Genomic DNA, 14,245 nt, shown 5'->3' with positions numbered 1-14,245 from the left:
CCTCTAACTAGAGTTTTACATGCCAATGGCCCCACTATAACCATCCCGGCTACTATCAAGGTGTGTCTGTCATAAAACCCCAGCCACCGACCTTCGCGGAACTCGGCGTGGCCGCCGAAATCTGCGATGGGCTCGCTGACCGTGGCATCGCGCGAACCTTTGCAATCCAGGAATTAACCCTGCCCATTGCGCTCAATGGCCAAGACCTCATTGGCCAGGCGCGCACCGGCATGGGCAAGACCTTTGGCTTTGGCGTGCCGCTGCTCGATCGCGTTTTTGATGACGCGGATATTGCCCCACTGGATGGGACGCCGCGGGCGCTCATCGTCGTTCCCACCCGCGAGCTTGCCCAACAGGTCACCGCGGATTTGCAGGACGCGGCCGCGCACCTGCCGGTCCGCCTCGCCTCTATCTACGGCGGGCGCCCCTACGAGGAGCAGATTAAGCTCCTCCAGCGCGGCGTTGATGTGGTCATCGGAACGCCAGGCCGCCTGCTCGACCTGCACGAGCGCGGCGATCTGGTTCTGCGCCAAGTTGCCATCGTGGTACTCGATGAGGCCGATGAGATGCTGGACCTAGGCTTTTTGCCCTCCATAGAGGCCATTTTGGAAGCGCTCGATGGCAACGCGCACCAGACAATGCTGTTTTCTGCCACCATGCCAGGCGCCATTTTGAACTTATCGCGGCAGTTCATGAATAAGCCCGTACACATCCGGGCCGAATCGGAGGCGGATGAGGTCACGCACGAAACCACCCGCAAGGTCACCTTCCAGGCCCACCGCATGGATAAGGTGCCGGTCATCGCGCATATCCTACAGGCCCAAGGCCGGGGTCGCAGCATCATCTTTACCCGCACCAAGCGCTCCGCCGCGCAATTGGCCGATGACCTTGCTGCGCGCGGTTTCCACGTCGGCGCCGTGCACGGTGACTTGGGCCAAAAGTCCCGGGAGGCGTCCCTGCAGGCCTTCCGCTCGGGCGAGGTAGATATTCTCGTCGCCACCGATATCGCCGCCCGCGGCATCGATGTCGATGATGTCACCCATGTCATCAACTACCAGGTTCCCGATGATCCCATGACGTTTATCCACCGCATCGGGCGCACCGGCCGCGCTGGGCACACCGGCACCGCCGTCACCCTGGTGGGCTACGATGAGCTAGAAAAATGGCAGGTCATCAACGATGAACTAGGGCTTGATACCCCCGAGCCGCCGCAGTGGTTTTCCACCTCCCCGGAGCTTGCCCAGGCGCTTTCCATCCCCGCAGGCGTGCAGGAAAAGGTGGGGCCGACCACCAGCGTGATTGGCCAGCTTCCGGCGCGTAAACGGTCCGCGGCACAGCCCAAGCCACGTTCCCAGTCTCGGTCCCGGTCTCGGCGCGGTAATGGCAAGCCTCGAGGAGGGCGCCGATGACTAAGGCCCCCATCTTGCGGGCTACCGCAGCGGATTGGAAGGCTACCGGCATCATCGGCGCTGTCTGCGCCATTGCGGTGGGCGGCGCAGTCGCCACCGCCAATATCCACCAAGCGGACCTGCACCAAGAGGCGGTTCCTGGGAAAGGCGATGCGGCCGTGCTTGCCGATGTCCCCTCCTCGCTCACCCCCGCCTATAGCCTGCCCAACCAAGCCGTGCCCGGCCAATACCGCGCCATTTCCGCCCACGGCTTGAGCATTAGCCATGATGGCGATGTGCTTACCGCCACTAATGCCGATGGCTCCACAGCCTGGACCTACACCCGCAGCGATGCTGAGCTTTGCTCGCTATCGACTGCGTGGGGCAAGGTGGTTGCTACCTATCGCACGGGCGTGGGCTGCGGGGATACCGTTGCCATTGAAGCAGCGACGGGTGAATATGCCTCCACCCGCAGCGCTATCAATTCCCCGGAAGTTGTACCCGTGCAATCCAATGACCGGGTAGGTACCGTTTCTGCCGGGCGAATCGATCTGTGGCGCTCCGATCTCGTGCGCACCGTGGAATACGGCGAAGTGGAAGCCAAGCAAGAATCGCAGAAACAACCGCACGAGGATTGCACCATTTCTTCGGCGCTGACGCGTACTGAGAACCTGGCGCTGACGGAATCGTGCCCGGAGGACCCACATACCACCTGGTTAAGGTTTCAAGCCACCACCCCGGAGGATTCCCGGGAACCGGAAATGGACGCCGATGTCTCCTTGTCCCGCGATGGGGCGCGGCTTATCGCGGTGGGCCAGGACGCCGCCGCAGTCTATATCCCCGGCCCAGAACCCCACATCGAGTCTTATAACAACCAGGGCGAAAAGCTTTCTTCTACTCCCGTAAAGCCTTCCGCCGCCATCGAATCCGGTACAAGCCCTTTCGCCCCAGCCATAGCGGATCTCCCGCACCACATGACGTGGTTTGACGGGAAACGCCTCTACCTTTTAACCCCCAGTGATTTGCGGGTCGATCACGTCATTGACGGCGCCATCGGCACCCCAATCTCAGTGGCTGGGCGCATGCTGATGCCCACCGAAAAGGGCATAGCTGTGGTGGACTGGTCTACCGGGAAGGTACTGCGCGAAATTGCCGTCGACCGCGGCGGCTACCGTGGTCCTGTCCACCTCACGTTGGCGGGCGAGACCATTGTAGAAACCCGGGGCGATACCGTGGTTGGCCTCAGCAGCGACTAAGCGAGTGCCACTCGCGCCTCCCGCGCGAATGGTCCCTTAGAAATTCGAGGCGGCCCACTCCGAGGACTCGCGCCTAAACATCAAGAGATAAAGCACCGCGACCGCGCTTAACAGGGTGATAGTTCCCAGCACCGGGGATCCACCGCTATACATTTGAAACGCGCTCGCGCCTAGGATGAGCTCTACGAGGACCACGGCGCCTCTTCCCCATCGCTTTCCTTTCACCATGGCCCAGGCGCCTGCGATGACGAAGCCAAAGACGATGAAGATAAAGATGGCGGTGCCAAGCCCCACAAAGCTTCCCGATCCGGAATCAGAAACCATCGAGTCATTTTCCGCGCCCACCGCTTCGCGCACGATGAGGAAAATACCAAAACAAATAACCGCGATGGATTGCACCGTGGCAATGCCTGCGCCTATAAGCACCGACTGCGGGGCACTATCCGGTGCTGCCGCTGGCGCTGCCGACTTATCTCGCTGCTGCTTATTTACCTGGCGTTTGTTCTGCTTAGACACAAATCCCCAGTCTACTAATGCGGCGCGGATTTTTTCTGTGCCACCCACGGCGGGGCCTCGATGTTGCCTGCAGTAGCGCGGGGGCAGGGGGATGAACTGGGAGATTTGACGGTCTCTTCCTCACCACACTCACCGCATAGCACCTATAGCTGCAGCTCACAGCGATTCTCACAGGATTCTTTAAAATTTGATTTTGGCATTTATGGCCCCCACACCGCGCCTATTTACGTGATGTTAACCACAATTTAGCCCGTACCCCTAGCGGCGATCGGGTAAACATGTCATGATTCTCTAGTAGCAAAAAGAAAGAGGGCGTAAACCTCTTCTTAACCTGGAGGAAACTTCAGGTAACAACACCGTGAACCATAGGCGGCGGCGACGCTGGCCCGACCTCGAGACCGGGCCCCACTGCTAGCAGACCAGTTCACACACCACCTAAAAATCAAGGTGCTTTCCTGCCTCGCACGGATTGCGCTCGTATTTACTGCTGTCAAAAATTTGTTAGGAGATATCAATCATGGATTGGCGCCACGAAGCCGTTTGCCGCGACGAAGACCCAGAGCTGTTCTTCCCAGTAGGTAACTCCGGTCCTGCCCTTACCCAGATCGCTAAGGCCAAGCTGGTCTGCAACCGCTGCCCCGTTGCTTCTTCCTGCCTCAACTGGGCACTCGAGTCCGGCCTCGACGCCGGCGTCTGGGGCGGCCTGTCTGAAGAGGAGCGCCGCGCCCTCAAGCGTCGCCGCAATCGCGGCCGCGGCCGCTCCCGCGTGTCCGCCTAATAGCGCGGACCCGGGGAACCTAACACTCACCCCAATTTTCGTTTCGGCGCCCTTAGCCGCTACAGTTGAATAAAGTTCAGAAACCCTCAACGAAGGAGTGCGCAATGAGCAAGCGTGGTCGCAAGCGCAAGGATCGCCGCAAGAAGGCCGCTAATCACGGCAAGCGTCCTGGCGCATAACGTACAGCACATATTAAAAGCCCGGTTCGTACCAGTTCACCTTAAGAACTCGTATGGCCGGGTTTTTAATCTTTCTATTAGAAATCCGACTCTCGGAGTAATAGCGACCAGGGCGCTTATTTTGGTTTGGTACTACTGGTCCGTATCGGGGGCATCGGTCACAACTTCCCCCGAAGTGCACTAATTGAACTCATTTCGTGGTTTCCTTTTGCCGGCTTCCCTAAGCAGGTATAGCGATCGGCGATGATGGCCCTTGTTACATATGGGTGCCCATCGTCCGTAAACTGTTCGCCTCAACTACCCCCTCAAAGCGAATGACACTGGACGACGAGTATGCAGGACTTGCCCGAAACTCACCGTGCAAACTGGTAGCAGCCGGAACCCGCACAAACATCGCCCTCACTACGCCAAAATTGATGGAGTAGAGACATGCTAAATCTTGCTGACACCAGACACCGATCTAGGCGCATAATTATCCTCGGGGCAGCGATTCTCGCCTTCTTCACTTCGACAACGTCTCTGATCCACTCCACAGAGCCGAATCTTGAATCCTCAGAACACAACAACGAAATCTTCCTGGGAGAAAAGTGAATGCTGGAATAGACTCGATCGTCTAAGAAGACAGCAAAACTGGGTACTGGGCTAGATCCGCAACCTGCTTTTCGACAGAACTTTAAATAAAGGATCAGGGGCTTGGATTATACGCCCTGCATAACCCGAAAGGAACCTAATGTGGTTTGACGGATATCATCAACAATTCGGAAATAGGCTGGAAGACTTCCTTTCAACAACAGTCCCCACGACACTTGCAGAGTTGACGCCTCTTCAGCGCAAGCAGGTCACCGATGGCACAAAAGAGTTTCCCTTCGAGATCGTACTCGAAATCTTAAACTCTAAACACAGCTATGAAGAGAAAGTATCCCGCATCCTCGCCATCAACGGCACATGGATGAATGCGATGTCAGGGAGTCAGTGGGCACTTGGCCCCTTAAGTAGCACGGCCTACTCCGAAAGAGTAGGTATAGGCATCAGATGGGGCGAGATCGCATTTTCACCGTTGCTAAACATCGCAGAGAACCTTATCGATACGTATCCCATCTGGCCGGGAGTGCTTATGGAATTTGCTCACATGCAAGAAGACAATCGTGATTACTACCGCCAGCGAGTTCAGAAAAACTAGCACTGCTACCACCAGATAGGTACCAGCCCAAACAATAGAACCCGTTCTTCAACTATTCGCAGGATGCGTATTTACCAGTCGGGGCCGGACACGACCCCAGAAAGTATGCACGTCAGGGTTAGGCCCCTACTATTTGCCTATCCACTCGCATTACGCCCCAGGGCGTGTGGGGAGGGTTTGACTCTCGGGTTAACCGCTGCGAGTGCGATCCTATGGAAAAATTTTTTCTACAGCACCGCTTCGGCAGAGGGCGCCTGACGGTTTGTACGTATGCTTCTGAACTGGATGAGAAAACACGGCAGTACGAACTGTCCCGACTTTTGTTGCGAGACGTTCGCAGCTCTGAAGGGCGCTTCTTACCCGCGGGATTCGATCTCCGTAATTTCTACCGAAATGCGGCGGCGCAACGATTGCGGTGCCTTAGCTTGGCCGGCACAGCAATTGCGCACGAGAGAGCGGACGAGCTCTTCGCGCTCTAGGCGTTGCTGGCAATAATCACACTGGGCAATGTGCTCGCGGATGGCTAAAGCGCGTGCGTAGGTCGTGGATTCATCGAGAAGCTCGCAAAATAGGTTGTGTACCTCAGTGGAGCTGCACGCACCACAGTTCTTTCCGGTTGCGCCTTCCATTACTTGTCCTCCATGTCCGGGTGTTCTAATCCAATTCCTTGTTCACGTGCTACGTCCTTCAACGCCTTCCGGAGCATTTTTCTTCCACGGTGTAGGCGGGACATCACCGTTCCCAATGGAGTATCCATGATTTCGGCGATTTCCTTGTACGCTAAGCCCTCCACATCGGAGTAGTAGACCACCATCCGGTAGTCCTCCGGCAGGTCATTAATGGCCTGCGAGATGGACCTATCTGGCATCTCTTTAAGCGCTGCCACCTCGGCGGATTCCAACCCGGTGGAATCGTGGCCTGCGGTGGTATAGAGCTGAAAATCACTCAGATCATCGGCAGAAGACTCGGTAGGGCGCCGCTTCGCCTTGCGATAAGAGTTGATGTAGTTATTGGTCATGATGCGATAAAGCCATGCCTTCAGGTTCGTTCCCTGCTTAAAGGAATGGAAGGACTTATAGGCCTTCAGATAGGTCTCTTGCACCAAGTCTTCCGCGTCTTGCGGGTTTCGCGTCATGCGCAGCGCGCCGCCATAGAGCTGATCGAGCAGCGGGAGCGCTTCCTTTTCGAAGCGGCGCTGCAGCTCCTTTTCGCTCACTGTTTCTTTAACCACACAATCTATCCTAACGTCTCACGCTAAAATTCCTATATGCCGAAAAAGTCCCCGCATGCCGCTACCCCAGCCCTGAGAGTCATCGAGGATGCCGAAGTCAAGCACTCCGTTTCCACTTTTGAGGCGGGCAAGGATCACTTTGGTGACCACGCCGCGGCGGCTTTAGACGTAGAACCGGAGCGCGTACTAAAAACGCTCATTATTGATCTCACCGCGGGCAAGGGCCCTCGCCGCGAGCTGGCGGTATGCGTGATTCCTACCACGCACCATTTAAGCCTCAAGAAGGCGGCCGCTGCCCTAGGGGTGCCTAAGGCCACCATGGCGCAGGTTCACGATGCCGAGAAATCCTCCGGGTATGTACATGGCGGCATTTCTCCGCTCGGCCAAAAGAATGCGCTCCCCACCGCGATCGAGGAGTCTGCAGTGCTTTTCGATACTGTCTTTATCTCCGGCGGCCGCCGCGGCTTAGATATCGAGCTCAATGCAGAAGACCTCGCGCAACTGTGTGGGGCCGGCTTTGCTGATCTACTGGCTGAGTAGCTCCGGGTAGTCATTGGAAACACTCCCCACGGCCTTATCAACTGCGCGGTACTCAAATCCCCGCAGGCCCGTGGGGGCTAGCAGCTCCGTGGCTTCGTCGGCGCTGCCATCGAGCCAGGTGCGCATCTCTTCCGGTGCCAAAAATCGCGGCAACCGGTGGTGCAGCCACTCCATCTCTTCGGTAGCCGCAGTAGTCACGATGGTGGCAGAGAGTCGGTCCAACCCGGTATCCCAAAGCCCCGCGGCCCACAGCAGGCCCTGATCTGGATGGACGTAATACGGCGTCTTGGTGGAGCCATCCTTGTGCCACTCGTAATAGCCGTTCATGGGGATAAGGCAGCGCTGGGATTTAAATGCGGTGCGAAAAGATGGCTTGCTCGCCACCGTTTCCGCCCGGGCATTAAAAAGCGGCGGTCCATCTAGGTCTTTTTTCCACTGCGGCAAAAGCGCCCACCGCGCGGGATCGACTTCCGCTAGCTCGTCGCGCACGCGCACGATGGGAATGGGCTGGGTGGGGGCAATATTATATCGCGGCCCTGGCGTGCCTTGTGGGGCGTGGACTTCCCGGACACCCGGGAGGTTTCCCACCTCATCGAGGAGGGACTCGGTAAAAAGAACGAATCTTCCGCACATGGCCTCTATTATGGACACTATGTCTCAACCTTGGACCGCCCCGCTGGCTACCAGCCCCGTTACGGGGGAACACCAGGTGCCTGGATCGAAATCGATTACCAATCGCGCCTTCATCTTGGCCGCGTTGGCTAATTCTCCGTCTATCCTGCACGCCCCGCTGGTCTCGCGCGATACGCAGCTGATGGAGGATACGCTAAGCGCCATGGGGGTTCGCTTCACCCATGAGGGGGCCGATATCCACGTCCAGCCGGGAAAGCTGCACGGTGCCACGGTGGATTGCGGGCTTGCCGGCACGGTGATGCGCTTTGTGCCACCGGTCGCGGCGCTGGCGGATGGCCCCGTACACGTCGATGGCGATAAGCAGGCTTATAACCGCCCCATGTCCACCACGCTGGATGCGCTGCGCAGCCTTGGCGTTAAGGTGGAAGGCGATAGCCTGCCCTTTACGGTATCTTCCACAGGCGTGCCAGAAGGCGGGAAAGTTACCATCGATGCTTCTGGTTCTTCCCAATTCGTCTCCGGCCTGCTGCTCAGCGGGGCGCGCTTTTCCCAGGGCATCCAACTCACCCACGAGGGCGGCCAGCTGCCATCCATGCCGCACGTGGAAATGACGGTGGGCATGCTGCGCCAGGCGGGCGTGCGCGTGGATTCGGATGGCACTACGTGGACGGTGCACCCCGGCCCCATCGCCGGTCGCGAATGGTTCATTGAGCCGGATCTCTCCAATGCCACGCCATTCCTCGCCGCCGCGGCGGTAACCGGCGGGCGCTTGACCATCAAGAACTGGCCGGCAAATACCACCCAGCCAGGCGATGCCATCCGCCAGATCCTGCTGGATATGGGCGTGATGGTAACCCAAGAGCACAATAGCGTGACCGCAGCGGGCAACCCGGCGGGAAAGCTGCAGGGCATCGAGCGCAACATGGGCGATATCGGGGAGCTCACCCCCACCGTTGCGGCCCTGTGCGCGCTTGCGGAAACGCCGTCGCGGCTTACGGGCATTGCCCACCTGCACGGCCACGAGACCGACCGCTTGCAGGCGCTCACAGCGAATATCAATGCGCTGGGCGGCAGGGTCACCGAGCTTGACGATGGCCTAGTGATCGAACCCGCCGAACTCCACGGCGGCGATTGGCCGTGCTATGCCGATCACCGCATGGCCACCGCCGGCGCCATTCTGGGTTTGAAAGTCCCTGATATCCAGATTGAGGATATTTCCACTACCTCCAAGACACTGCCCGGTTTCGCCCGCATGTGGGAGACGATGCTGCACCCCGACCAACAGGATTTACATGGCTAGACGTTTCGGTTCCTTTGATGAATCTGATGTGCGCGTGCGCCCCGGCAAGGGCTCGCGCCCGCGCACCAAGGATCGGCCCAAGCACAAAAATGCCAAATACGGCATGGTAATCACCAAGGACCGCGGGCGGTGGGGCGTTGCGCTTGACGATGGCCCCCAAGTCACCGCCATGCGCGCCCGCGAGCTGGGCCGCACCGCCATCGAGGTCGGTGACCGCGTCGGCGTGGTTGGTGATACCTCTGGTGCCAAGGACACGCTGGCGCGCATCGTCAAGCTCGCGGATCGCACCTCCGTGCTGCGTCGCACCGCCGATGACACGGATCCGTATGAGCGCATTGTCGTGGCCAATGCCGATCAATTGCTGATCGTTTCTGCCGTGGCAGACCCTCCCCCGCGTTCCGGCTTTGTCGAGCGTGCCTTGATTGCCGCATTCGTGGGCAACCTGCACCCCATCCTGTGCCTGACCAAGACGGATCTCGCGGACCCGACGCCGTTTGCAGAAGAATTCGCCGACCTAGACGTCACGGTGGTCGAAGCCGGAGTCGAGGATGGCCTAGATGCCGTGCGCGCGCAGGTGGATGGCCACATTACCGCGCTCATCGGGCATTCCGGGGTGGGCAAGTCCACGCTGGTCAACCGGCTGGTTCCAGAAGCGGAAAGGGAAACGGGGGAAGTATCGGGTATCGGCAAGGGCCGGCATACCTCGACGCAATCGGTGGCCCTCCCCTTGCCCACCGACGCTACAGGAACCGAATCTCAGGGCGGCTGGATCATCGATACCCCGGGCATTCGTTCCTTTGGGCTGGCGCACGTGGACGCGGATAACGTCCTTGGAGTCTTCGAGGACCTCGCCGCGGCTATTGAGGAGTGTCCGCGTGGCTGTACGCACGCGGGGCCGCCGGCGGATCCGGAATGCGGGCTCGATGATCCAGAAATCATTCCCGAGGGCACCGCTACCGCCCGCCGTCGCGATGCGGTACGCGGGCTGCTGCAAGCCCTGCGCTCCAACGTGGAGTGGGAAAACTAGCGCGGCTTAAAGCAATTCCACGAGGAAGGGCAGCTCCGTGGGGTGGTAGAAGGCCATGAAGTTATCCAGGGCATCGCCCACCGCGAGCTCCGCATCCTCATCTCCCAGGTCTGCGGAATCGATGGCCTCAATGGCCTTGGCGGTTGCCTCTTCGGATTCTTCAATATCGACGTGAATGGCGGCGAGGTTATCGGTGCCAAATTGCGCCGGTTGGAGCTCTACCACCGGCTCGCCCATATCTGGGCGCGGGGTAACTGCAGTGTCATCAACGTCAATGGAAATAACCACGCGCCGGTGTGGGAACTTCTCCTCGTCCCCAATGGTCAACAGGCGCAGCGAGGCCATAGAGGCCTCAAGGAAGGCGGAGTAGGCTATCTCTTCTTCATCTCCTGCGGTATAAAAATCTCGCAGGGCCGGGGTAACCATGAAACCCCAACCGGAACGCGCCGCGAGCGTACCAGTTTCTGCGAGCTCCGCCAACATGACATAGGTCGCCGGAATATAGACGCGGGCTTCAGCCACTAAAATTCCCCTTCAATATCGAATACGGCTTGAATTTCTACGGACACGCGGTCGAAGCTGGTGTACAAGAAACCGATCATCCCGGCATCGACGGCGGCGCGCACATTAAGGATCGAATCATCGACCATCACGCAATCGCTCAAGGGCAGCTCGAGGGCATCGGCAGCCGCTTGGAAGGCCGCAGCCTCCGGCTTTTCCGCCCCGATTTCTCCAGACAACACCACGGCATCGACGTTGCCGCGGTATTCCCACTCGCGAATGTGCTCAGCGCCGGAACCGCCCGGGTCATTAGACAAGATCGCGGTTGCGGCGCCATTTGCCTTCGCCGCAGATAGCAGAGCCTTCCAGCGGCGATTGTCCTCTTCAGCGCCATCGAGGACGCCGACATAGTCAACGATGAGACCACGCATATTTTTAATCCTTCAGTACACGAATTCTTTGTAACTCCCGAAAGTATAGCGAACTGCGCTTATATTCTCGCCCGCCTCATACAGGAAACTGCCAGAAATAGCGCGCGCAGCGCCCCCATGAGATAATTATCACGCGTTCGCCTCCCTGCCTTCCTTGCAGGAGCACTCATTTCACCATGTATGAGCCCATTCCCGGCTACTCTCATCTCAAGCTATATATCGCCCCGCACCGCATCCACTACGGCCGCCTACCCACTACGGCAGAGGTTGCCGCCCAGCACCATATCCAAGCCTGGGTCGTCTTTATCCTTGAGGTCGCCGCCGGCTACCGCCCGCTGGCCCACCTTAATTCCCCGCGCTTTTCGGATTCCATCCGCCTTCATATTGGCTCCTGGGTGCACCGGCGAAAAAGCCCCTATGACACCGATAGCCTGCGCCTTACCAGCCTGCACGCGCGGCCTAATGGCGAATACTTCGGTTCCGCGGTCATCGGCACCCACCGCCACGCTTTTACCGGCTCCGCCACGGACCAGGGGCTGCGCTCGTTTCGGCTGCTCTAAAACTGACAGCGCCCCCTCCCGCTCTCCTTACCGCGCGAAGGCGGGGAGGCAGAGGAAGGGGGTGCGAAAGGACGCTGCAGCGTTATGCCTCTACGGTTTCTTGGCCTGCAGGGCCAGAGCCCGAGTCACCGCCGGATTCTTGGTTTTCTTCCTGCTGCTTGAACTGCTTGCGCAGCATGAACAACTGGCGCACGGTTTCTTCCTTCACGCCTTCATTCATGGCATTGAACATATCGCCGCCCTCCTTCTGGTATTCCACCAGCGGGTCGCGCTGCGCCATCGCACGCAGGCCGATGCCCTCCTTGAGGTAGTCCATCTCATAGAGGTGCTCGCGCCATTTCTGGTCAATAATCGGCAGGATGACCATGCGCTCGGTATTGCGCATCTGCTTGTCGCCGCCGATGGCAGAAACGGCTTCCTCCAGCTTGTCGTACTCCCGGTTCGCGTCGGTGACGAGGGCATCGCGCAGCTGCTCCGCGGTGAGCTCGCCTGGGGAGCCATACTCGGAGCCTTCTACGAGTTCCTCCGGGGACATCGTGGGGCCGTAGAGCGCCTCAAGGGCGTTCCAGAGTTCCTCGAGGTTCCAGTCTTCGACATAACCGGTAGCCGTAGCACCCGCGACGTAGGCAGAGACTGTGTCATCGATCATGGTGCGGATATCGTCCTTGATGTCATCAGCATCGAGGATGGAATAGCGCGTGGAGTAGACCACCTTGCGCTGCTCATTGAGCACCTCATCGTACTTCAGCACGTTCTTGCGCATCTCGAAGTTTTGGTTCTCCACCTGCGCCTGGGCGCCCTTAATGGAGTTCGAGACCATCTTGGCCTCGATGGGGACATCATCGGGCACGTTGAGGCGGTTCATCATGTGCTCCATGGACTGGCCCACAAAGCGCACCATCAATTCATCGCGCATGGACAGGTAGAAGCGGGTCTCGCCTGGGTCGCCCTGACGGCCGGTACGACCGCGCAGCTGGTTATCAATGCGGCGGGACTCGTGGCGCTCGGTACCCAAAACATAGAGTCCGCCCGATTCGCGCACCTCGTCGCCCAAGCGCTTCGAGCGCTCTTTCTCCCCGTCGATCTCGGCTTCCCAGGCTTCCTGGTACTTTTCCTCATCCTCGAAGGGGTCGAGGCCGCGTTCGCGCAGCTTTTCATCGAGGATGACTTCCGGGTTACCACCGAGCACGATATCGGTACCACGACCCGCCATGTTGGTAGCCACGGTCACGGTGCCGGGGCGGCCCGCACGGGCAATGATCTGGCCCTCTTCTTCGTGGTGCTTGGCGTTGAGCACGTTGTGCTGCACGCCGCGCTTGGAAAGCAACTGCGACAGGTATTCGGAGCGCTCCACAGAGGTGGTACCAACTAGCACCGGTTGGCCGTTTTCGACGTGTTCTGCAATATCATCAACCACTGCGGCGAATTTTGCCTCTTGCGTCTTGTAAATGCGGTCCGAGTGGTCGGTGCGCTGATTCGGCTTATTGGTAGGAATAGGAACCACATCCAGCCCATAGATGGAATGCAGCTCCGCGGCTTCCGTTTCCGCGGTACCGGTCATGCCGGAAATCTTTTCATAAAGGCGGAAGAAGTTCTGCAGGGTAACCGTCGCCAGCGTCTGGTTCTCGTTTTTGATCTCCACCTGCTCCTTGGCCTCAATGGCCTGGTGCATGCCTTCGTTGTAGCGGCGTCCCGCCAAAACGCGGCCGGTAAAGCCATCCACGATCATGACTTCGCCGTTGCGAACGATGTAGTCCTTATCGCGGGTAAATAGCTCCTTGGCCTTCAACGCGTTATTGAGGTAGGAAACCAACTGGGAGTGCTCCGGCGCGTAGAGGTTTTCAATGCCGAGCTGATCTTCGACGTACTCCACGCCCTCTTCCAAGACACCAATGGTGCGCTTTTTGTGGTCCACTTCGTAGTGGATTCCCTCGCGCATGCGCGGCGCCAGCTGCGCAAAGACGCCGTAGAACTGGGAGGAACCATCAACCGGGCCGGAAATGATGAGTGGGGTACGGGCTTCATCGATAAGAATCGAGTCCACCTCATCCACGATGCAGAAATTGTGGCCGCGCTGAACTACATCATTGAGGGTACGTACCATGTTATCGCGCAGGTAATCAAAGCCCAGCTCATTATTGGTGCCGTAGGTGATGTCGCAGTCGTAGGCTTCCTTGCGCTCTTGCGGGCGCATTTCTGCCAAGATAACCCCTACGGACAGGCCCAACCAGCGGTGAACACGACCCATCATCTCGGCGTCACGCTTGGCCAAGTAGTCATTGACCGTGACGATGTGAACGCCCTCGCCCTCCAAAGCGTTGAGGTAAGCGGGCAACAGGGAGGTCAGGGTCTTACCCTCACCGGTGCGCATCTCAGCCACATTGCCAAAGTGCAGGGCGGCGCCGCCCATGATCTGCACGGGGTAGTGCTTTTGTCCCAGGACGCGCCAAGCGGCTTCGCGGACGGTAGCAAAAGCATCGAGCAAGATGTCGTTCTTTTCTTCGCCATCTTTCAGGCGAGTCTTGAACTCGTCAGTCTTGGCCTTTAGCTCATCGTCCGAAAGCTCCGCGTACTGATCCTCGAGTGCAATTACATCGTCTGCAATTTTGCCCAGGCGCTTGACCGTACGGCCCTCGCCCGCGCGCAGCAGCTTGGAAAGTCCAAACACTATTCGTTAGTCCTTCTTATCGCGACACATTCGTTAACTTCCCGCAATTGTACTCAC

The 14,245-nt window shown here is 58.7% G+C and carries 16 protein-coding genes; 9 read left to right on the top strand and 7 right to left on the bottom strand.

Annotated features, from left to right (window positions below; genetic code table 11):
- The first annotated feature begins 62 nt into the window (after positions 1-62).
- Together ACLI1T_RS03080 and ACLI1T_RS03075 are read left to right on the top strand one after the other, a co-directional pair.
- Complete coding sequence (locus ACLI1T_RS03080; protein ID WP_023025665.1) at positions 63-1,409, top strand: DEAD/DEAH box helicase; 1,347 nt, start codon at positions 63-65, stop codon at positions 1,407-1,409.
- Positions 1,406-2,644, top strand: a complete 1,239-nt coding sequence (locus ACLI1T_RS03075) for a hypothetical protein (RefSeq protein WP_411703001.1) — start codon at positions 1,406-1,408, stop codon at positions 2,642-2,644. The genes ACLI1T_RS03080 and ACLI1T_RS03075 overlap by 4 nt, the downstream gene beginning before the upstream one ends.
- A gap of 36 nt (positions 2,645-2,680) precedes the next feature.
- On the opposite strand, the gene ACLI1T_RS03070 is transcribed toward ACLI1T_RS03075, so the two are convergent.
- A complete protein-coding gene (locus tag ACLI1T_RS03070) occupies positions 2,681-3,160 on the bottom strand; it encodes a hypothetical protein (RefSeq protein ID WP_034659662.1) in 480 nt (159 codons plus the stop codon).
- A gap of 517 nt (positions 3,161-3,677) precedes the next feature.
- On the opposite strand from ACLI1T_RS03070, the gene ACLI1T_RS03065 reads away from it, so the two are divergent.
- From ACLI1T_RS03065 to ACLI1T_RS03055, 3 genes are all read left to right on the top strand, one after another.
- Positions 3,678-3,938: a WhiB family transcriptional regulator gene (locus tag ACLI1T_RS03065; protein ID WP_005277545.1), complete on the top strand. Its 261-nt coding sequence runs from the start codon at positions 3,678-3,680 to the stop codon at positions 3,936-3,938.
- A gap of 104 nt (positions 3,939-4,042) precedes the next feature.
- Complete coding sequence (locus tag ACLI1T_RS03060; RefSeq protein WP_369707509.1) at positions 4,043-4,117, top strand: 50S ribosomal protein bL37; 75 nt, start codon at positions 4,043-4,045, stop codon at positions 4,115-4,117.
- 730 nt (positions 4,118-4,847) lie between these two features.
- Positions 4,848-5,297: a hypothetical protein gene (locus tag ACLI1T_RS03055; RefSeq protein WP_411703000.1), complete on the top strand. Its 450-nt coding sequence runs from the start codon at positions 4,848-4,850 to the stop codon at positions 5,295-5,297.
- Positions 5,298-5,653: 356 nt separating this feature from the next.
- Here the strand turns inward: ACLI1T_RS03055 and ACLI1T_RS03050 are convergent, their stop codons facing one another.
- Complete coding sequence (locus tag ACLI1T_RS03050) at positions 5,654-5,926, bottom strand: anti-sigma factor (RefSeq protein WP_349887162.1); 273 nt, start codon at positions 5,924-5,926, stop codon at positions 5,654-5,656.
- Complete coding sequence (locus ACLI1T_RS03045; RefSeq protein ID WP_005277540.1) at positions 5,926-6,528, bottom strand: sigma-70 family RNA polymerase sigma factor; 603 nt, start codon at positions 6,526-6,528, stop codon at positions 5,926-5,928. Before ACLI1T_RS03045 ends, ACLI1T_RS03050 begins: the two co-directional genes overlap by 1 nt.
- A gap of 36 nt (positions 6,529-6,564) precedes the next feature.
- Here ACLI1T_RS03045 and ybaK point away from each other — a divergent pair, with 36 nt between their 5' ends.
- Complete coding sequence (gene ybaK / locus ACLI1T_RS03040; protein ID WP_411702999.1) at positions 6,565-7,068, top strand: Cys-tRNA(Pro) deacylase; 504 nt, start codon at positions 6,565-6,567, stop codon at positions 7,066-7,068.
- Here ybaK and ACLI1T_RS03035 read toward each other — a convergent pair.
- Positions 7,054-7,701, bottom strand: coding sequence for an SOS response-associated peptidase (locus ACLI1T_RS03035; RefSeq protein WP_411702998.1), 648 nt, complete (start codon positions 7,699-7,701; stop codon positions 7,054-7,056). The genes ybaK and ACLI1T_RS03035 overlap by 15 nt on opposite strands.
- Between ACLI1T_RS03035 and aroA the strand changes: the two genes are divergently transcribed.
- Together aroA and rsgA are read left to right on the top strand one after the other, a co-directional pair.
- Entirely contained in the window at positions 7,700-9,001 is a 1,302-nt protein-coding gene (gene aroA / locus ACLI1T_RS03030; protein ID WP_411702997.1) for a 3-phosphoshikimate 1-carboxyvinyltransferase, read from the top strand. The genes ACLI1T_RS03035 and aroA overlap by 2 nt on opposite strands.
- Positions 8,994-10,028, top strand: coding sequence for a ribosome small subunit-dependent GTPase A (gene rsgA, locus ACLI1T_RS03025; RefSeq protein WP_411702996.1), 1,035 nt, complete (start codon positions 8,994-8,996; stop codon positions 10,026-10,028). The genes aroA and rsgA overlap by 8 nt, the downstream gene beginning before the upstream one ends.
- Positions 10,029-10,034: 6 nt before the next feature.
- On the opposite strand, the gene ACLI1T_RS03020 is transcribed toward rsgA, so the two are convergent.
- Together ACLI1T_RS03020 and ACLI1T_RS03015 are read right to left on the bottom strand one after the other, a co-directional pair.
- Positions 10,035-10,550 (bottom strand): DUF6912 family protein, encoded by a 516-nt coding sequence (locus ACLI1T_RS03020; protein WP_411702995.1) that lies wholly within the window; start codon positions 10,548-10,550, stop codon positions 10,035-10,037.
- Entirely contained in the window at positions 10,550-10,960 is a 411-nt protein-coding gene (locus ACLI1T_RS03015) for an HAD-IA family hydrolase (RefSeq protein WP_349863711.1), read from the bottom strand. The genes ACLI1T_RS03020 and ACLI1T_RS03015 overlap by 1 nt, the downstream gene beginning before the upstream one ends.
- Positions 10,961-11,136: 176 nt before the next feature.
- Between ACLI1T_RS03015 and ACLI1T_RS03010 the strand changes: the two genes are divergently transcribed.
- Positions 11,137-11,520, top strand: a complete 384-nt coding sequence (locus ACLI1T_RS03010) for a hypothetical protein (RefSeq protein WP_411702994.1) — start codon at positions 11,137-11,139, stop codon at positions 11,518-11,520.
- An 82-nt stretch (positions 11,521-11,602) separates the two neighbouring features.
- Here ACLI1T_RS03010 and secA read toward each other — a convergent pair whose 3' ends face one another.
- Positions 11,603-14,188, bottom strand: coding sequence for a preprotein translocase subunit SecA (gene secA / locus ACLI1T_RS03005; protein WP_349863708.1), 2,586 nt, complete (start codon positions 14,186-14,188; stop codon positions 11,603-11,605).
- Positions 14,189-14,245: the final 57 nt, after the last annotated feature.

Source organism: Corynebacterium tuingiense (assembly GCF_046718165.1).
Lineage (GTDB): Bacteria > Actinomycetota > Actinomycetes > Mycobacteriales > Mycobacteriaceae > Corynebacterium.
The sequence above is the reverse complement of the archived record's forward strand: the minus strand, read 5'-3'. Positions and strand labels throughout refer to the sequence as shown.

Excerpts from the sequence above, each read along its gene's own strand:
- ACLI1T_RS03075 (WP_411703001.1), top strand. The coding sequence starts at position 1,406 with ATGACTAAGGCCCCCATCTTGCGGGCTACCGCAGCGGATTGGAAGGCT.
- ACLI1T_RS03055 (WP_411703000.1), top strand. The coding sequence starts at position 4,848 with ATGTGGTTTGACGGATATCATCAACAATTCGGAAATAGGCTGGAAGAC.
- ybaK (WP_411702999.1), top strand. The coding sequence starts at position 6,565 with ATGCCGAAAAAGTCCCCGCATGCCGCTACCCCAGCCCTGAGAGTCATC.
- ACLI1T_RS03010 (WP_411702994.1), top strand. The coding sequence starts at position 11,137 with ATGTATGAGCCCATTCCCGGCTACTCTCATCTCAAGCTATATATCGCC.
- rsgA (WP_411702996.1), top strand. The coding sequence starts at position 8,994 with ATGGCTAGACGTTTCGGTTCCTTTGATGAATCTGATGTGCGCGTGCGC.
- ACLI1T_RS03065 (WP_005277545.1), top strand. The coding sequence starts at position 3,678 with ATGGATTGGCGCCACGAAGCCGTTTGCCGCGACGAAGACCCAGAGCTG.
- ACLI1T_RS03015 (WP_349863711.1), bottom strand. The coding sequence starts at position 10,960 with ATGCGTGGTCTCATCGTTGACTATGTCGGCGTCCTCGATGGCGCTGAA.
- ACLI1T_RS03035 (WP_411702998.1), bottom strand. The coding sequence starts at position 7,701 with ATGTGCGGAAGATTCGTTCTTTTTACCGAGTCCCTCCTCGATGAGGTG.
- aroA (WP_411702997.1), top strand. The coding sequence starts at position 7,700 with ATGGCCTCTATTATGGACACTATGTCTCAACCTTGGACCGCCCCGCTG.
- ACLI1T_RS03050 (WP_349887162.1), bottom strand. The coding sequence starts at position 5,926 with ATGGAAGGCGCAACCGGAAAGAACTGTGGTGCGTGCAGCTCCACTGAG.